Source organism: Roseinatronobacter alkalisoli, from assembly GCF_028745735.1.
GTDB lineage: Bacteria > Pseudomonadota > Alphaproteobacteria > Rhodobacterales > Rhodobacteraceae > Roseinatronobacter > Roseinatronobacter alkalisoli.
The window spans coordinates 34494-51389 of sequence record NZ_JAQZSM010000005.1 but is presented as its reverse complement, the minus strand read 5'-3'; the positions used below and the strand labels follow the sequence as shown (position 1 = coordinate 51389).

Here is a 16896-nt window from a genome sequence, read left to right as displayed (position 1 = left end):
AGCAAGACCGGCCGTCAGGCATCAGCTGATGCATTTTGCTGTCGGCCGGTTGTCGCGGGGGTCATAGCGTATCAGGGCGCGTGTTCAGGCTGCAGCTCAAGCGCGGACAGCACGCGCCGGGCCGCTGGTGACAGCTCCGTTCCGGACGGAAGCACGATGGAATAGGGCGAGATGGCAATTTCGTCGACCATGTCCAGCAAGGCGATATTGCCGCCCAGACCGCTGCGCCGTGAATAGAACTCTGCGACCGAGCGGGCGACCGGCGCAATTGCGTTGGTCTCGCTGATGATCCCCAATGTAAGAAGCAGCGACGATGTGCTCAGGATACGCTCCGGGATCGGATAACCATTTTCCAGCAGATAGGTTTCAACTTCGCGGCGCATCAACCCGTTCGGCGGCTGCATGACCCAGTCATAGGGCAGACACTGGTGTATCGACACGTTGCGCAGCTGCGTCAGCGGGTGATTCACATGCGTAATAAGTGCCAAAGGTTCCGGTCCGATACAGCGCATGCGCACAGCGCGCGCGTCAATGCCATGCGGCAAGCGCCCGATATAAAAATCCAGATCACGCGATAATAAGGAGTCGATCAGTTTATCTGATGTTTCCACATCAACCGAAATCTCGATTTCCGGAAATGCGTCGCGCAGTTTACGCAGCGCGGGAATAACGATTTCCAATGCCGGCCCGGTCACAGCCCCGATGCGGACGTGACCGCGAACACCGTCAACAAGTTCGCGGATTTCGTTCCTTGCATCGTCCAGCTGACGCAGCATTGCATGGGCTTTGTCGGCCAGCAACGACCCCGAAAGTGTCAGGGACACGCCTTTGGCGTGCCTTTCATAAAGTGGGGCGCCAACGATCTTCTCAAGCTCCCCCATCAGCCGTGACGCCGCCGGTTGCGTTATGGCGATATTCGATGCAGCGCCTGACATCTGCCCGGTACTTTTCAACGCTACCAGCAACCGAAGATGTGGCAAACGCAATCCGCGCCGGATAAAATCGTCATGAAGCCCCGACAGGGCTGTGCGTTGCGACATCTGTATACCATTTCCGTTATGTTTTTTGGCTATATTTACATTTGACTCGCACAATATGCCAAGTCAATCGCTGCGCATCACGGCTCGCAGCAGAATATTGCGCGCAGGTTCGCATAAAGCAGACAGTCCGACCACCCCCCCCCGGAAGGCAGTGGCAGGTTTGCGGTTCTCTAACGAGAGGGAAGCAGGTTCACCAGAAGACAGGATAAATGCCCCGGCCCGCAATGCACCGCGTTAAGTGCCCTGAACTTCGTGCCACTCAGGTCATTCCCGACCGTATCGTTGGGATTAACATCAAAACGCGGAAAATTGGATGACGATATTTCCAGCCGGATGCGATGACCGGGTTCAAACCGGTTTGCGGTCGGGTAAAGCCGCACCAGAACCTCGACAATTTCGCCACTTTCAAGCGGGCGCTGTTTGTCAAACCCGTCGCGATAGCATGTGCGCAGAATGCCGTCTGACAGGTTCATAGCATAGCCATGCGGGTAATCTGACGTAGCAGGGTACACATCCACCAGCTTTGCGGTGAAATCCGTTGTCGGGCGGTCCGAGCTGACAAAAAGCGACACAGACACATCGCCCGCAATCGTCACGGCCCGGTCAAGCGGCGCGGTTTCAAAGATCAGCACATCAGCGCGGCTGGCCAGCGGCATTCCCGGCGCAGTGGCGTTGAACAGGTCTGGCCGCTCTGTCTGATCGAACGCACCGCCGACCATCAACGGCGCACCAGAGGTGATCGGTCCGCCTGTTGTCGGCACCGGCCTTTCCGGATCAAACAGAAAGGACCGCGCACCCACAGCCTGGGGCGGCGCCCCGGTCAGGTGGCCCATTGCGTCAAGAAACAATCTGGTGGGCACCGAATCCTCGGGCGGCCATGTATTCGCGACATGCCATGTGCCGCCGTGATACATGCGCCCCGCGCCGTTGCGCCGCCCATCGCCCCCACCCATTACAAAATACCGCACGCGCGGACCGGGCGGCAGTTCGGCCCCCAGCAGATGGCGGCGGAATGTGTCGATGCGGAACTGAACGAAATCCTGCCCCATGCCCGTATCAAACGTGCAATCCGCGCCGAAATCCACATCGCCCGCATAGGAACGCGAACGGTCGCCATGGGTCCATGGACCCAGAATAAGGCTTGTCTCATGTCCGGCGTCACGCAAGCCGGTGAAATTCTCAACCGCTGTAACGGCATAGGGATCATACCAGCCGGAGATATGCACACTGGGAATCCGGCGCATGGTTTTATGCCAACCGGCGGCATAAAGGGCCGGAATTTTCCAGTAGTCGTCAAACATATTATGTGTCCATTGTTCGAACAGGAACTGCTCGTAATCAGGGACAGGCGATAGCGGGGAATGGCCTTGTGTCCATGGCAGGCGGTGCATCCAGTCGCGCAGATCAGTGGCTTCAAGGGCGGCCTTCGCCACCGGGTCGGCGGCAGCCGCGCGGGACCGCAGCGCATGGCGGAAGGCCCATGTCACCTGTTTCAGTTCCAGCGCCCCACCAAAACGGATACCGCCCTGATACGCGTTGGAGAACCCACCGCAATCGCATATCATGGCCGCCAATGCAGGCGGGTTCAGGCAGGCCGCAGCCATCTGGGTATGAGCGGAGTAGGACATGCCCATCGTGGCCACTTGCCCGTCGCACCAGTCCTGCCGCGCAATCCAACCGATGGTGTCGAAACCATCCTCAGCCTCGCCCCGGTATTTGGTGAAACGACCTTCTGACCCGTAGCGTCCACGACAATCCTGAAACACCACGACAAAGCCCGCATCGGTGAAGAACCGTGCCAGTTCTTCGCGGCCAAAGACCTGCGGATGACGCTGGGTATATTCATTCACCCGCGCTTCGTGCTTGTCATAGGGCGTGCGTTCAAGGATCGCGGGCCATGGACCACGGCCCGCATTCTGTGGAAAAAACACATCTGTCGCCAGCCGGACACCGTCACGCATGGGCACCATGATGTCGCGTAGTGTGTCTGCATCGGGCGTGTGGCTGACAACAGGCATAGGGCTTACCGCTGGCTGATATTGGTGATCAGCGAACGGCCATCAGGGCTGGGTGTGAACTCTATCTCTCCGCGCACGGCCCAGTTGTTCCCTTCCCAGTAAAGCGGGATGACCGCCACATCTTCGGCTGCTATGGCGGCGGCTTCCTGCAGGGCGGCTTCGCGTTCATCATCCTCGAATGCGTCAAACGCGCGGGCAAGGGCGTCATCAAATGCCTCGCTGGAATAGCGGAAACGGTTGTTGGAGCCCCAGCCGCGTTCCTCGTCCGCGGTTCCCAGCACATTGCGCAATGCAAGGCTGCTTTCGCCTGTAGTAATCCCGAAGGCAACCATGAAGGCCGAGAATTCGCGCGCTGTCGCCTGCCCGAAATAGACATTGGCGGGCACATTCTCTACCTCGATATCAAGGCCGATCTGAGACCACATCTGCCCGACGGCCAGCAACACATCGGTGTCGTTCACATAGCGCCCGGCGGGGCCGTGAATGGTCATCGACCAGCCATCACCATAGCCTGCTTCCTCCAGCAACTCGCGGGCGCGTTCCGGGTTATATTCGGGCTGTGGAATGTCGGGGTTATGGCCAAAGATACCTTCTGGCGCGAACTGGTTGGCAGGCGCACCGGAATTGAACTGAATACGGTCGATGATGGCTTCTCGGTTAATTGCAAGACTCAGCGCCTCGCGCACGCGCTGGTCGCGGAACGGGTTGCCAACCGACGGGTCAATCCGGATGGTGGTGTCTTCCATCTGATCAACGCCCATATACAGCATCCGCGCCGAAGGGGCCGCCACCACAGTCACCGCATCCATCCCGCGCAGGCGGTCCAGATCATTGGGCGGCACTGCATCGATGAAATCCACCTCGCCCGCCTGCAAGGACGCCACGCGGCTGGCCGAATTCTCCAGAAAGCGGATCGTGACATCCTCAAAATCCGGCGCATCGCCCCAATAATCCGGATTGCGTTCGATCATCAGGTTTTCGCCGGGGCTATAGCTGACCTGACGGTAAGGCCCGGTGCCGATAGCCGCCGTGCCACGGTCGAAATCGGCACTTTCCGCGTCGCCAACGTTTTGCGACACGATATAGATGGTGGACAGGTCCGTGGGCAGGCCCGGTGCCGGTGCCGATGTGGTAATGACCAGCGTGTGGTCATCCACAGCTTCAGCACTTTCAATCGCGGCAAGGCGCTGGGTGAAGGGCGCGGGGCTGTTGGGCACTTCGGGGATGCGTTCGAATGTGAACACCGCATCTGCCGCCGTGAACGGGCTGCCATCATGGAAGGTAACGCCTTCGCGCAGTGTGAAGGTCCAGGTCAGGCGGTCGTCCGACACGCTCCATTCCGTTGCCAGACCGGGGACAAAATTGCCATCGGGGCCGATATGGATCAACCGGTCATAAAGGATGGCAGCAAGCTGCTGGTTCTGGCCCGTGGTGGCGAAATGCGGGTCCATCGAGGATGGCGCAGCAGCAAGCCCTGCGGTAATGCTTTGCGCCCCGGCAGTACCAGCCATAAGGGCGACCAGCGCCGTTGCACCCAAGTATTGCGATAGTTTTGTCATGGTCTCGTATCTCCCTGTTATGGGCCTGTCACTTTGTGACAGGCAACTGTGCGCCCCGGTGCGACCTGACGTAGCGCAGGGCGCAGGGCACGGCATTCCCCGTCGGCCAAGGGGCAACGAGGGTGAAAATGGCAACCCGTTGGCGGGTTGAGTGGTGAAGGGATTTCCCCCTTGATCGGCTGAAACCGGCGCTTGCCGGTCGTCAGGCGGGGCACTTCATTCAGAAGGGCCTGCGCATAGGGGTGCAGCGGATTGGCAAACAAATCTTCTGTGCGGGCCTCTTCCACGACGCGGCCCAGATACATGATGACAACCCGGTCCGCGATATGTTCAACCACGCCCAGATCATGGCTGATGAACAGATATGCCAGCCCCAGTTCGCTGCGCAGGTCCATGAACAGGTTCAGCACCTGCGCCTGCACCGACACATCCAGCGCTGACACGGATTCATCAGCCACAATGATTTCCGGCTTCACCGCCAGTGCCCGCGCAATCGCAATGCGCTGACGCTGACCGCCGGAAAACTGATGCGGATAGCGGGCGCGGAAATTCGGGTCCAGCCCGACTTTTTCCAACAATGCGGCGGCAAAACTATCCGCTTCGCGTGCCGTGATCTGGCCATGGAAACGCGGTGCTTCAGTGATGATCCGGTCCACCCTGTGCCGCGGGTTGAGCGAGGACATGGGATCCTGAAACACCATCTGCACTTTCAGCCGTGCTTCGCGCGTGCCGGTGGCCTGTTCGCCCTTCCACAAAAGCCGCCCGTCGCTGGGCGCATGGATGCCCGCCGCAACCCGCCCAAGGGTGGACTTGCCGCAGCCGGATTCGCCCACCAAACCCACCACTTCGCCCGCATTCACCGAAAGCGTCACGTCATCCACCGCATGCACGGTTTCATTGGGGATGTTCGCCCCAAGCCGACGCGCCAGCCGCACGGCAATGTCCTGCGGCTTGGAAAACCGTTTGGACACATTCTCAAGGGTCAGAAGCGCAGTCATGCCAGCACCTCTTCAAAGGCTGGCAAGTCAGCAGCGCGCCAGCAGCGCACATTGTCGCGCAACACCTGCGGCGCGGCGCACCCCTCCATCCGATAGGCGCAGCGCGGTGCGAAGCGACACCCGACAGGGCGGTTCACCGCAGGGGGCGCGCCGCCCGGAATTTGCGCCAGCCGCGCGCCGCGCCGATTGCGCGATGGGACAGACCCGATCAGTCCGCGCGAATATGGGTGTTGCGGGGCCTCTATCAGCCCGTCAGTCGTGGCCTGTTCAACAATTTCGCCCGCATACATGACCGCGACCCGGTCGGCGAAACCCGCCACCACCGACAGATCATGCGTGATCCAGACAAGGCCGGTGCCGTCCTCCTCGACCAACCCTTGCATCAGGTGCAGGATCTGCGCCTGAATGGTTACATCCAGCGCTGTTGTCGGCTCATCCGCGATGATCAGGTCGGGTTTGTTCAGCAGCGCAATGGCGATGGCTACACGTTGGCGCATGCCGCCGGAAAACTGGTGTGGGTAGGCGCACATGCGCTCGTCAGGGGCCGGAATGCCCACACGGCCCAAAGTGTCGCGGCACAGCGCCCATGCCTCCTGTTTCGGCATATCGCGATGGGCATGGATCGTCTCGACCATCTGGGTATCGACCCGCAGGACGGGGTTCAGCGTCATCATCGGGTCCTGAAAGATCATGGCAATGCGCGCACCGCGCAGCTGCCGCATCTCATGCGATGGCAAGTTCGCAATCTCGCGCCCGTCAAAACGGATAGAGCCACCGACCACGCGCCCCGGCGCATCGATCAGCCCCATTACCGACAGGCCGGTGACCGATTTTCCCGACCCGGATTCGCCCACCACCGCCAGAACCTCGCCCCGGTTCACATGATAACTGACGCCATCCACCGCCTTCACCACCCCGCCAGAGGTGAAGAAATGCGTCTGCAGATTGTCGATTTCCAGCAGGCTCATGTAATGTTCCTTGGGTTCAGCACATCGCGCAGCCGGTCACCCACCAGATTGATTGCGACAATCAGCAGAAGCAGCGCGATGCCGGGAAACACGCTGATCCAGTATTGGCCGGACAGCACGAACTGAAACCCGTTTGCGATCAACAGGCCAAGGCTGGGTTGCGTGGCAGGCAGGCCAACGCCCAGGAACGAAAGCGTCGCTTCCAGCGCAATCGCACTGGCAATTTCCACCGTATACAGCACCATCAGCGGCGGCAGGCAGTTGGGCAGCAGGTGGCCAAACAGAATGCGCGTTTGCGACAGGCCAAGGCTTTGGGCCGCTTCAACATATTCGCGGCCACGCTCTGAAAGGGCGGTGGCGCGGGCCATGCGCGCGAATGTCGCCCATTGCACGATGATGAGTGCGAAAATGATATTCTCCAGCCCGCGCCCCAGTATTGCCAACAGAATAAGCGCCACAAGAATGGGCGGGAAGGACAGGTGCAGATCAACCAGCCGCATGACGATAGTATCGATCCGCCCGCCGAAATACGCCGCGATCAGGCCAAGTGTCAGCCCGATGATCAGCGCCGCCGTGCAGGCGATCAGGCCCACCATCAGTGAAATGCGCAGCCCAAATAATATGGCCGAGAACATGTCACGCCCCTGCCCGTCCGTGCCCAGCCAGAAGGAAATCCCGGAAAACCCAACCTCGCCCGGTGCAAGGCGACTGTCCATAATATTCAGACTGCGCAGGTCATATGGGTTTTGCGGCGTGATCCATGGTGCCAGAAAGGCCGCGGCAATAATCACCACCAGCAGCGCCAGCCCGAACAGCGCAAGCGGGCTTTTGCGGAAATCACGGATGATCCGCCACACCGGGCGCTCTGGCGGGGGTGTTACGTCCGGCGACGCAGCGGCGGATATTGCGGTCTCGCTCATTGCTTCGCCCCGTCCAGCCGGATGCGCGGGTCAATCAGCGAATACAGAAGATCAACCAGCAGGTTCAGGATGATGAAAATCACGACAATCACGATCAGATAGGCCACCACGACAGGGCGATCCAGCTGGCGGATTGAGTCGATGATCAGCTTGCCCATGCCGGGCCATGCGAAGATGGATTCTGTCACCACGGCAAAGGCGATCAGCCCGCCAAAGGACATGCCCACAAGCGTGACGATCGGGATCAGGATGTTGCGCAGCAAATGGACCAGCACGATACGCGATTCATGCAGCCCCTTGGCGCGGGCGAAGCGGATGAAATCCTGCGCCTTCACCTCCTGCGTGCCTGACCGTGCCAGCCTGATGACCAGCGCCAGATGCCCGATTGCCAGATTGATCGCGGGCAACGCGATATGTTGCAGACCGTTCAGCGTGAACAGGCTGGACCGGACACCGAAGAATTCGCCAACCTGCCCGCGCCCGGATACCGGAAACCAGCCCAGCATGACCGCAAAAATCATGATCAGCATGATCGCCTGCCAGAAATTAGGCACGCTGAACCCAAGAATGGACCCCGCCATGACGGCCTGACTGCCAGCGCTTCCGGGGCGCAACCCGGCATACATGCCCAGCGGAATGCCCAGCACCACGGCAATGACAATCGCCGCAAATGCCAGTTCCAGCGTGGCGGGCATGCGTTCAAGGATCAGGCCAAGCGCGGGGCGGTTATAAACAAAGCTGTTGCCGAAATCACCCTGCAGGACATTGCCAAGGAATATCAGGTATTGCTCGTGGAACGGGCGGTCCAGCCCAAGCTGCGCGATCAACCGCACCCGCTCTGCCTGCGTTGCCTCCGGGTCGATCAGAATATCCACCGGGTTGCCCACTGCAAAAATGCCGGTGAACACCAGAAAGGACATGACCAGCGCCAGAAAGACGGCCTGCAACAAGCGTCTGATGACATAGACCAAAACTGCACTCCCTGTTTATGCGTGGGCAGTCCTGTGGGTGCATGAACCCACTGATTTGCCTGAAGCATCGGTTTTCATAGATCATGTTGCAATCTTATGATGATTTTTGATGAAGGTATTTGTATAACGAATAGATGGAAATTCGCCACATCCGCGCCTTCAGGGCAATCATGCAGACCGGATCAACGGTAGAGGCAGCAAAACTGCTGGGGGTCTCGCAGCCTTCAATCAGCCGGTTGCTGGCAGAATTCGAGGCTGCAACGGGCGAGCGGTTGTTCATCCGCGCCAATGGCAGGCTGACCCCGCGCGAGGTGGCCGAATTGCTGCTGCCGGATGTTGAGCGCACACTTGCCGGTGTCGAGGGGCTTCTGAATCAGGTTGATCGTAGCGCCATGCCGCTGCGCATTGCTGCGCCTGCGGGTGTCGTGACTCGGATCATCGCACCCGCGATGCGCCGGTTACAGGGGGACCGGCCCGGTCAGAAAATCATTGCCGAAATCATGTCCTATTACGAAATTGTTGCCGCGGTCGCGTCGGGGCGCGTTGATCTGGGTTTCGTCAAGGCCCCGGTCGAGCATCCGGCACTCGATTCGTTTGATCTGGTCACCGTCGGCACGGATGTCGTGCTTCCGGCGGATCACCCGCTTGCGCGGCGACACCAGATTGCGCCTGCTGACCTGCGCGCAGAAAGTCTGATCCTGCTGGGCCGGAACCGGCCGTTTCGCGTTCAACTGGATCAACTGTTCCTTCAGGCCGGAATCAGGCCGGAAATCCTGATAGAAACGCAGGCCGTCAGCGCGGCGTGCAGTTTTGTGCGCGAAGGGCTGGGTGTCACAATCGCCAATGCGCTTCTTGCGCGGGGTGAATCCGGGGATGGGCTGGTATGCAGGCCGTTTTCATCCGCGCTACAGCACAGCTTTTCACTGGCGTATCTGAAAAACCCGTCACGCCCACGGACATTGGCGGCGTTTTCCCGGCATATCCGAGATGTCGCGCACGGCATTCTGCAGAAATGATCCGGGTGGCAGTCTTTCCACCACACGTGCCACAGGCTGTTCAGGACAGGGACGTAAATGCGACACAGGTCAAACCCTCCTGGCACTCAGCGGCTGAACCGCGCGAAGCGGCGGCGAACAGCGACGCCATTTTGCGACCATGATGTAGCAGATGTCGCGCGTCATACGGACGATCAGGCGCCGGTTCCCCGGATGGTTCCTGTGACCGCCAAGATGGCGCCGTGTTCCGGCCTGCCAGCACGCACAAGCGGCAAAGGCGCATGCATTAGTTCAGTATCTGCGTTCTGTTGAAATCCACATTGACAGTGCAGGTTTATCTGGGTTGAGATACGCTGCACGCAGGCCCCGGAAATGTCAGCAATTGGGAAGCCACAACTTATGAAAAGCATCATGCTTCAGTTGGCAGGAACGGTTCTGATAATCCTGTTTGTGGGCGGCTGGTGGCTGCTGGACCGTTTCGGATGCAGCTTCAACACAGCAGGGTGTAGCAGTATCTTGCCGACACTTTCGCTGGGCGCTGTTGCGGCCCTGATCGTTCCAGTCGGGCTGGGGATCGCCATGATCCTGGCAGGGCGGCGAATACGCTAGGCGGATGCACAGGCCAGATTATATACCTGCCGCAGGCTGGCGGCGATCAAGCCATACTGACATGCCCACCCCGCATGCAAAAGCCGGAAGCGCGCCAAGAAGGGCAAAATCGCTTGCCGCAAATTCACACAATACGGGCGCGTCAGGCTCACATATGCCGATCACATGCATCAGGGGCAGCGCAGCAATATAGCCAAGCATCGGCACGACCACCAGCAGGGCAATCCCCATGCAGAATGCGCGAAAGATCATCTCAGAAATCGGAAACTGTCTGAACCCGGTCATTCCACCTCGCTGCATTCAACCAGACCCGATGGGGCGGTTACGCAGGAATGTGTCGCAGGGGCGTCTTCTACCGGCGCGACAGTACAGGCGGCCAGAAACAACACCATTCCAACAAGAAGACGTTTCATGACCAGCCTCATAAGGATTGCATTTCAGGACAAATATTCAATCGTCGCGGACCAGTGCGGCCGGTCCGAACGCATTCACAATATATTGCATCAAGATATCACATCGGACAAGCCTGTCGTGCAGCATGCGCGCGCCGCCGGAACCGTCAGGTTTTTCCCGACCTCTCCGTGCGGGAGGGGCTGCGTTTCAATGACAAGCCCTAGCTTGCGTGCAGTCCCTGCAGAAACCCTGCGAATTCTGCATCTTCAATGGCCACCTGATGTTCGGGTGCAGGATAGACCCCCTGTTCCACATCGGCCTGAAATGCGGCGAACGCTGCCACCCGCAACCGTTGCAGCCGCGAATACTCGGTCGCAAAATCGGCATGGGTTCTGGCGTGACGCAGCTTGTGCCCACTGGTGCAGCCCAGCACATCTTCGGCAAACAGATATTGCGCGTCCGCCCCCGCCCTGGCCCCCATGCCCAGCGGCGTGCGACCGGAAATTTCGGCAGCAACGCGGTCGGACACAACTTCCAGATCCGCCCCGAAGACACCCGCATCTTCGGGCGTTTACCCTTCAGCGCGCGGATATCCGCAACGGTGGGCCGGGATATGGTCATGGTCATTTCCTTGTTCATTCAGGCCGCTTTGGCCTGTTTCAACAGCGCCTTCAGCGCGCGTTCCGGGTTGGCAAGCGCGGCAAGGTCCGGTCTCGCACCCGTCACGATCAGCATTTCCGCAAGGCGGATATCCTTTGCCACGCTTTGGCCCGTGCCCAACCCCGCCGCCCTGACGGACCGCTATGCGTTGCTGGCCACCGCCACACCACTTGCAGCACTGACCCGAAATCTGGTGACGCGGATGGTTGATGCGGCGCAGGGGCGGGCTGCGGGTCGCACCGCATATTCCACGGTCTTTGATCCCGTCCTGTGGTTGCCGGAATCTCTTTGAACACGCTTCTGCTGACGGGCTTGCGCGGATTTGGCGCGAAGTTCTGCACAGCGGGGCTTGCATTCGGCTTGCATCACGCTCATGCAAGTATGCGTGACCCATTGCGCAGAACAGACATCGCATTCATTGGCAGCCCTTGGGTGGTCGTCATTCTTTGACGATCAGTTGCAACCGGAAGAATCGGGCCTTGCCCGCATGCGCATTGCAACTGTCCACCGGGCCAGAATGACCGCCGCCTCGCAGCTTGGCACGGTCCGGCTGAACCTGCCGCCGCATGTGCATACGGCGGATTATGCCGTCGGGGACTGGGTGCTGGTGGACAGCGATACGCGAATGCTGACCCGCAGGCTGGACCGCAAGGCCCTGCTGCAACGCCGCACCGAAGGGGGGCGCGTACCGCAGCTGATCGCGGCCAATGTCGACACGCTTTTCATCGTGACATCATGCAATGATGACCTGAACCCGGCGCGGCTGGAACGGTATCTGGCCCTTGCGAACGAGGCAGGCACAAGACCCGTGATCGTGCTGACAAAGGCCGATCAGGTTGACGACGCCACACCCTTTCTGGCGCAGGTATCCGGGTTGCAGCGCGGGCTGGATGCGGTCGCCCTGAACGCGAATGCCCCGGATGCGGCCCTGAAATTGGCCCCCTGGTGCAGCGAGGGGCAGACAGTTGCACTTGTCGGGTCGTCCGGGGTGGGCAAGTCATCCTTGCTGAACACGCTTGCGGGAAAATCACCCGAAGATGCGCAGTTAACCGGCAGCATTCGCGAAGATGATGCAAAGGGCCGCCACACAACCACGTCCCGCTCATTGCACCCGATTACCGGCGGCGGATGGGTCATTGACACGCCCGGAATGCGGACCCTTCATGTCAGCGATAATCTGGCCGGGCTGGACCAGTTATTTGCCGAAATCACCGAGCTTGCGCCCCTGTGCCGGTTCCGCGATTGCACCCATGCGCATGAGCCCGGCTGTGCAGTTCAGGCGGCCGTTGCCGCCGGGACGCTGGACCCCGCGCGCCTGGCGCGGTGGCGTAAACTTCTGGATGAAAACCGCGCCAACACGCCTGTCCAGACCGGGCCGCGCGGAAATAAGCGAACCAAAACCCCCGGCAAGCACCGCTGAGCTGCGCCTTGGGCGCGCGCTGCTTTCTCCGGGCACTTGCGGCTGGCCGGTAACCCGCCCCGTGAAGGGCCGGTCATCAATTCCCGCATTGCATGAAATACAATTGGCGGCGATGCCGGGAGGAGGAGAGCATCGCCGCCTTGTATGAAAAGCCCCGGGAGGAGGAGGAGCCTTTCTGTAAACGTAGTAAAATCATAGCCCGATTCAAGTCAGTCCGGAAGCTTTATTGCTGCAATGCGGCATTCCGGTAGGATCTTGGCGTAAAATTTGGGCATTTCCGGGTGCCGCCGCGCGGTCATACCGTCAACCCGGCGCCGCGTAGAAAAATTCCATGTCCGGTTGCGGTGACGCCTGAACGACCTGCCCCGGGTGAAAACTGCAATTGCCATCCGTCCGGGCAACAAGCGCGCCAAGCTCCGGCACGTCCAGATGAAGGATCGTATCCGCGCCCAGCCGCTCCACATGGCGCACCTGCCCCGTCCAGCGCCCGTCGCTTTCGGAAATCAGCAGATGTTCAGGCCGGATTCCGTAAACATCACAACCCATCCGCCGCGCAACATCGCCGTCGAACAGGTTCATCCGGGGTGATCCGATAAACCCTGCAACAAAGGGGGTTGCCGGGCGTTGGTACAGTTCCATCGGGGTGCCGACCTGTTCAATCCTGCCTGCGTTCATTACCACAATCTTGTCGGCCATGGTCATCGCCTCGACCTGATCATGGGTCACATAAATCATGGTCGCGCCCAACCGCGCATGCAGTTCGGTCAGTTCAAGGCGCATCTGGCTGCGCAACGCGGCATCAAGGTTGGACAAGGGTTCATCGAACAGAAAAACCTGCGGGTCGCGGACAATGGCGCGCCCGATCGCAACACGCTGGCGCTGCCCGCCGGACAGCGCCTTGGGTTTGCGGTCCATGAATGGCCCAAGTTGCAGGATTTCGCCCACTGCATCGACCTTCTGCCTGATCTCGGCCTTTGGCCGCCGCGCCAGCGACAGGCCAAAACCAATGTTGTCGCGCACACTCAGATGCGGATATAGCGCGTAGGACTGGAACACCATGGCGATACCCCGTTTTGAGGGTTCGTCAAAACTGACATCACGGCCCGCAATTTCGATCTGCCCTGATGTCTGTTCTTCCAGTCCCGCAATCATCCGCAGCAAGGTGGATTTGCCACAACCTGACGGCCCGACGAAAACGCAGAATTCGCCCGGTTCCACCACCAGATCGATGCCTTTCATGACCTCGACGGCACCGTAGCTTTTGCGCAATTGTTTCAGTTCAACACGCGACATGGTCTATCCTTTCACCGCGCCAGAAGTCATTCCGGCAACGATCTGGCGATTAAAGAAGATGAACACGATCAGTGGTGGAATCGTCACGAGCAGGATGTTCATGAACAACAGGTTCATCTGGCTGACAAACTGACTTTGGAAATTATACAGCGTCAGTTGCACGGTCACATTCTCGCGGCCCGGCAGGTAATATAGCGGATGGGTGAAATCGTTGAATATCGCGATGGACTGCACGACGATCACAGTCACGGTTACCGGTTCTAACAATGGCAGGATCACGCGGAAAAACACCTGAAGCGGGCGCGCTCCATCCACAATTGCGGCTTCATCCAGATCGCGCGGGATCGAGGCGATGAACGCCCGGTACAACAAAACCGTAAATCCAAGCCCATAGGCAACCTGAATCAGGATCATTCCGTGCAGCGTCTTGAACAGGTTTATTTCCTGCAAAACCCAGATGGTCGGCACCACTGCGGGCGGTATCATCAGACCGGTCAGCACGAACGCATAAACGAAACTGCTGAACCGTGACGGACGGCGTTGCAGAACATACCCAACCAACGCCCCGAAGATGACCAGCAAGGTCACGGCCCCAACCGTGATGACGGTTGAATTGAAATAGGCAAGCAGCAGCATGTAGTCGCGGGCCTGCACAACATCCGTCAGATTCTGCCAGAACTGCCATTTCTGCGGCAGCCTGAAATCCAGCCTTGCTGATTCAGCCGCCGATTTCATTGCGTTGATCACAACAAAAATGAAGGGGATCACGAAGATCACGAAAGCGACCGCAAAAGACACTGCGCCGATGACATATTGGCGGCGCTTCATGACTCCACCTCTCGTTTATTGAACCAATAGGTCAGTGGCGCGATGATCACCGCAATCATGATGAACAGGATGACATTGCCTGCAGTCGATAACCCCCAGAAGCCGGACTGGTATTGCTTATAGATCACGCTGGCCAGCACATCGGACGAAAAGCCCGGACCACCGCGTGTCATCGCCCAGACCAGATCGAACAGGCGCAGCCCGGAAATCAGCGACAGCATCACCACAGTTGTCGTTGCAGGCCAGACCAGCGGCACGGTCACGCGCCAGAACTGTTGCAGGCGGGTGGCACCGTCAATGCGCGCGGCTTCATAATAATCGGGGCTGATGGTCGCCAGACCCGCGATATAGATCAGCGTTGCCAGACCCACCCCGCGCCACACATCGACCAACGCCACCGAAAACAACGCAAGCGACGGGTTGGTCAGCCATCCCGGCCCGTTTATGCCAATCCAGGACAGCGCCACATTGATGGCCCCCTGTGTCGGGTGCATCATTTCCTGAAACAGCAGGCCAACACCAATAGTCGATACCAGCACAGGAAAGAACACGATGGACCGCAAAAGCCCCTGCCCCCAGACCCCGGAGGTCAGCAGGACAGCAAGTAAAAGCCCCAATATGGTTTTCAGCACGCATGTCACAATCGCGAAGCCCACTGTGTTCACGACACCGCGCACAAGAAACGGTTCAGAAAAGAACTGAACGTAGTTTTCAAACCCGGAAAAGCGGGCCTCGAACGGGTCCCAGATGGTCAGGCTGAAATACAGGGACGCAAGGGTGGGCACGATGAACAGCACGAAAAACACAGAAATCGCGGGCAACATGAACCAATAGGGATAGTGTGACTTGCGTTTCATATCGGGCATCCTTGGTGATGAACGGCCCGCGCATTGCACGGGCCGTTTGCATGAACCGGCGGAAGGATTACCAGTTCGGCAGACCGAGCTGACGCGCCTGTTTGGCAACATCACCATCATACAACGCCGCAGCACTTTGCGCATCACGAATGCCGGAACCAACTTCGACTGTCAGCTGTTCCAGCGCCGGGCCTTTGATCGGGGACAGGAATTCAAGCGCCGGGGCTGTGCGCCCCGCCTGTTCAAAATAGGGCAGCATCCCCGCCACCGCTGTCGGGACATCATCCGGCAATGTGCACCCTTCGATCAGGTAGGGGCCGCCCGCACCAACGCTTTCGGTAATCACATCGCAGGCTTCGGGCGTCGCGATGAAATTCACGAAATCCTTGGCAATGTCGATATGGGCACTGTCCTTTGAAATGAAGTAACCATTCGGCATCCAGACCGTCAGACCGTTTGCATCCGCAGAATCGCCCGGCTGCGCGAAGAACCCCACATCATCCTGTTCATCAGGGTGGTTTTGCTGAATCGCGGCAATCGCAAAGGTCAGCATCGGATAATGCGCCGCCTCGCCCAACGCGACCATTCTGAGTCCGTCATTATAGGTCGCGGCCCCGAAATCCGCGTTGAAATAACCGGCCTCATAGGCTTGTTGCAACAGCTCAAACCCGCGCATCGCGGCTGGTGTCGTCGCATATTTTGCTTCGTTTGCAGTATACCTATCCGCAAAATCAGGTTCCTGCATCTGAACATTGTAGTAATCCGCCAGGATGAAAAGCTGCGATGTCCAGGGGTTGCGATAGGTCTGCGCAATCGGCGCGACCTGCCCATCCGCCGCAATTACCGCGTTGTTTTCCATGAACGCTTCCCATGTCAGGGGTATTTCCAGACCAAGGCGTTCATATGTCGGAACATGATAGAGGATCCCGCCGCCCATTGCCGCCTTGTGCGGAACGCCGTAGACATTCCCGTCGGGGTCGGACACGGTCGAAATATAACTGTCAAAGATCGCGCCGAAATTCGGAATGTCGTTTATCGGCTCCAGCGTGCGCGCGGGGCGCAATGCCTGTAGCAGCGCGCCGGCATTATAGGAAAACATGTCCCCCATTTCCCCGGTCGCAAGACGGGTTTTGACGACGTTTTCCCCCTCGCCCCCACCGGGGCGGGTTTCGATGTCAAAACTCACACCGGGGTTTTTTGCGCTATAGGCCGCTGTCAGCGCTTCGGTGATGGCGATGGTATCGGGGTTGTTGTCGATCAGGATCGAAAGTTGCTGCGCGCCCGCAGCCCCTGACGCCAGAACAAGCACTGAGGTCAGCGCCGTCAGTCCGGTATGCTTCACTGTCATTTCGGTTCCTCCCATTATC

General features: G+C 59.1%; 17 protein-coding genes and 1 pseudogene. 4 read left to right on the top strand and 14 right to left on the bottom strand.

From position 1 onward, the window contains the following. Positions 1–71 precede the first annotated feature (71 nt). The 7 genes from PUT78_RS07410 to PUT78_RS07380 all read right to left on the bottom strand — a co-directional run bounded on the left by PUT78_RS07410 (position 72) and on the right by PUT78_RS07380 (position 8474). Positions 72–1040, bottom strand: coding sequence for a LysR family transcriptional regulator (locus PUT78_RS07410; RefSeq protein ID WP_274351614.1), 969 nt, complete (start codon positions 1038–1040; stop codon positions 72–74). Positions 1041–1210: 170 nt separating this feature from the next. Continuing rightward, on the bottom strand, positions 1211–3058 hold the full coding sequence (locus tag PUT78_RS07405) for a CocE/NonD family hydrolase (RefSeq protein ID WP_274351613.1): 1848 nt from the start codon (positions 3056–3058) through the stop codon (positions 1211–1213). Positions 3059–3063: 5 nt separating this feature from the next. After that, on the bottom strand, positions 3064–4617 hold the full coding sequence (locus PUT78_RS07400) for an ABC transporter substrate-binding protein (RefSeq protein ID WP_274351612.1): 1554 nt from the start codon (positions 4615–4617) through the stop codon (positions 3064–3066). 17 nt (positions 4618–4634) lie between these two features. Continuing rightward, positions 4635–5615, bottom strand: a complete 981-nt coding sequence (locus PUT78_RS07395) for an ABC transporter ATP-binding protein (protein ID WP_274351611.1) — start codon at positions 5613–5615, stop codon at positions 4635–4637. After that, positions 5612–6583, bottom strand: coding sequence for an ABC transporter ATP-binding protein (locus PUT78_RS07390; RefSeq protein ID WP_274351610.1), 972 nt, complete (start codon positions 6581–6583; stop codon positions 5612–5614). The genes PUT78_RS07395 and PUT78_RS07390 overlap by 4 nt, the downstream gene beginning before the upstream one ends. After that, positions 6580–7503: an ABC transporter permease gene (locus PUT78_RS07385; protein WP_274351609.1), complete on the bottom strand. Its 924-nt coding sequence runs from the start codon at positions 7501–7503 to the stop codon at positions 6580–6582. The genes PUT78_RS07390 and PUT78_RS07385 overlap by 4 nt, the downstream gene beginning before the upstream one ends. Further along, entirely contained in the window at positions 7500–8474 is a 975-nt protein-coding gene (locus PUT78_RS07380; RefSeq protein ID WP_274351608.1) for an ABC transporter permease, read from the bottom strand. The genes PUT78_RS07385 and PUT78_RS07380 overlap by 4 nt, the downstream gene beginning before the upstream one ends. Positions 8475–8608: 134 nt before the next feature. On the opposite strand from PUT78_RS07380, the gene PUT78_RS07375 reads away from it, so the two are divergent. Both PUT78_RS07375 and PUT78_RS07370 read left to right on the top strand, forming a co-directional pair. Beyond that, positions 8609–9490: a LysR substrate-binding domain-containing protein gene (locus PUT78_RS07375; protein WP_274351607.1), complete on the top strand. Its 882-nt coding sequence runs from the start codon at positions 8609–8611 to the stop codon at positions 9488–9490. A gap of 390 nt (positions 9491–9880) precedes the next feature. Beyond that, positions 9881–10078 (top strand): hypothetical protein, encoded by a 198-nt coding sequence (locus tag PUT78_RS07370; RefSeq protein WP_274351606.1) that lies wholly within the window; start codon positions 9881–9883, stop codon positions 10076–10078. 18 nt (positions 10079–10096) lie between these two features. Here the strand turns inward: PUT78_RS07370 and PUT78_RS07365 are convergent, their stop codons facing one another. From PUT78_RS07365 to PUT78_RS07355, 3 genes and pseudogenes are all read right to left on the bottom strand, one after another. Further along, positions 10097–10363 carry a hypothetical protein gene (locus PUT78_RS07365; RefSeq protein ID WP_274351605.1) on the bottom strand — a complete coding sequence of 89 codons (267 nt, stop codon included), beginning with the start codon at positions 10361–10363 and terminating at the stop codon, positions 10097–10099. Then, positions 10360–10491: a hypothetical protein gene (locus PUT78_RS07360; RefSeq protein ID WP_274351604.1), complete on the bottom strand. Its 132-nt coding sequence runs from the start codon at positions 10489–10491 to the stop codon at positions 10360–10362. The genes PUT78_RS07365 and PUT78_RS07360 overlap by 4 nt, the downstream gene beginning before the upstream one ends. Before the next feature lie 200 nt (positions 10492–10691). Further along, positions 10692–11024: pseudogene (locus PUT78_RS07355) on the bottom strand (3-methyl-2-oxobutanoate hydroxymethyltransferase); the annotation flags it as partial. A gap of 66 nt (positions 11025–11090) precedes the next feature. Here PUT78_RS07355 and PUT78_RS07350 point away from each other — a divergent pair. Continuing rightward, positions 11091–11423: a hypothetical protein gene (locus tag PUT78_RS07350; protein WP_274351603.1), complete on the top strand. Its 333-nt coding sequence runs from the start codon at positions 11091–11093 to the stop codon at positions 11421–11423. A 93-nt stretch (positions 11424–11516) separates the two neighbouring features. Beyond that, a complete protein-coding gene (gene rsgA / locus PUT78_RS07345) occupies positions 11517–12551 on the top strand; it encodes a ribosome small subunit-dependent GTPase A (protein ID WP_274351602.1) in 1035 nt (344 codons plus the stop codon). A gap of 303 nt (positions 12552–12854) precedes the next feature. Here rsgA and PUT78_RS07340 read toward each other — a convergent pair whose 3' ends face one another. The 4 genes from PUT78_RS07340 to PUT78_RS07325 all read right to left on the bottom strand — a co-directional run bounded on the left by PUT78_RS07340 (position 12855) and on the right by PUT78_RS07325 (position 16877). Beyond that, on the bottom strand, positions 12855–13844 hold the full coding sequence (locus PUT78_RS07340) for an ABC transporter ATP-binding protein (RefSeq protein ID WP_274351601.1): 990 nt from the start codon (positions 13842–13844) through the stop codon (positions 12855–12857). A gap of 3 nt (positions 13845–13847) precedes the next feature. After that, complete coding sequence (locus PUT78_RS07335) at positions 13848–14672, bottom strand: carbohydrate ABC transporter permease (RefSeq protein WP_274351600.1); 825 nt, start codon at positions 14670–14672, stop codon at positions 13848–13850. Continuing rightward, on the bottom strand, positions 14669–15529 hold the full coding sequence (locus PUT78_RS07330) for a carbohydrate ABC transporter permease (protein ID WP_274351599.1): 861 nt from the start codon (positions 15527–15529) through the stop codon (positions 14669–14671). Before PUT78_RS07330 ends, PUT78_RS07335 begins: the two co-directional genes overlap by 4 nt. A gap of 67 nt (positions 15530–15596) precedes the next feature. Next, the gene (locus PUT78_RS07325) at positions 15597–16877 is read right to left on the bottom strand and encodes an ABC transporter substrate-binding protein (RefSeq protein ID WP_274351598.1); all 1281 of its coding nucleotides are present in this window, start codon (positions 16875–16877) and stop codon (positions 15597–15599) included. Between the last annotated feature and the right edge of the window lie 19 nt (positions 16878–16896).

Excerpts from the sequence above, each read along its gene's own strand:
- PUT78_RS07410 (WP_274351614.1), bottom strand. The coding sequence starts at position 1,040 with ATGTCGCAACGCACAGCCCTGTCGGGGCTTCATGACGATTTTATCCGG.
- PUT78_RS07350 (WP_274351603.1), top strand. The coding sequence starts at position 11,091 with ATGGTCATTTCCTTGTTCATTCAGGCCGCTTTGGCCTGTTTCAACAGC.
- PUT78_RS07385 (WP_274351609.1), bottom strand. The coding sequence starts at position 7,503 with ATGAGCGAGACCGCAATATCCGCCGCTGCGTCGCCGGACGTAACACCC.
- PUT78_RS07400 (WP_274351612.1), bottom strand. The coding sequence starts at position 4,617 with ATGACAAAACTATCGCAATACTTGGGTGCAACGGCGCTGGTCGCCCTT.
- PUT78_RS07365 (WP_274351605.1), bottom strand. The coding sequence starts at position 10,363 with ATGACCGGGTTCAGACAGTTTCCGATTTCTGAGATGATCTTTCGCGCA.
- PUT78_RS07325 (WP_274351598.1), bottom strand. The coding sequence starts at position 16,877 with ATGACAGTGAAGCATACCGGACTGACGGCGCTGACCTCAGTGCTTGTT.
- PUT78_RS07370 (WP_274351606.1), top strand. The coding sequence starts at position 9,881 with ATGCTTCAGTTGGCAGGAACGGTTCTGATAATCCTGTTTGTGGGCGGC.
- PUT78_RS07335 (WP_274351600.1), bottom strand. The coding sequence starts at position 14,672 with ATGAAGCGCCGCCAATATGTCATCGGCGCAGTGTCTTTTGCGGTCGCT.
- PUT78_RS07390 (WP_274351610.1), bottom strand. The coding sequence starts at position 6,583 with ATGAGCCTGCTGGAAATCGACAATCTGCAGACGCATTTCTTCACCTCT.
- PUT78_RS07340 (WP_274351601.1), bottom strand. The coding sequence starts at position 13,844 with ATGTCGCGTGTTGAACTGAAACAATTGCGCAAAAGCTACGGTGCCGTC.
- PUT78_RS07330 (WP_274351599.1), bottom strand. The coding sequence starts at position 15,529 with ATGAAACGCAAGTCACACTATCCCTATTGGTTCATGTTGCCCGCGATT.
- PUT78_RS07375 (WP_274351607.1), top strand. The coding sequence starts at position 8,609 with ATGGAAATTCGCCACATCCGCGCCTTCAGGGCAATCATGCAGACCGGA.
- PUT78_RS07405 (WP_274351613.1), bottom strand. The coding sequence starts at position 3,058 with ATGCCTGTTGTCAGCCACACGCCCGATGCAGACACACTACGCGACATC.
- PUT78_RS07360 (WP_274351604.1), bottom strand. The coding sequence starts at position 10,491 with ATGAAACGTCTTCTTGTTGGAATGGTGTTGTTTCTGGCCGCCTGTACT.
- PUT78_RS07395 (WP_274351611.1), bottom strand. The coding sequence starts at position 5,615 with ATGACTGCGCTTCTGACCCTTGAGAATGTGTCCAAACGGTTTTCCAAG.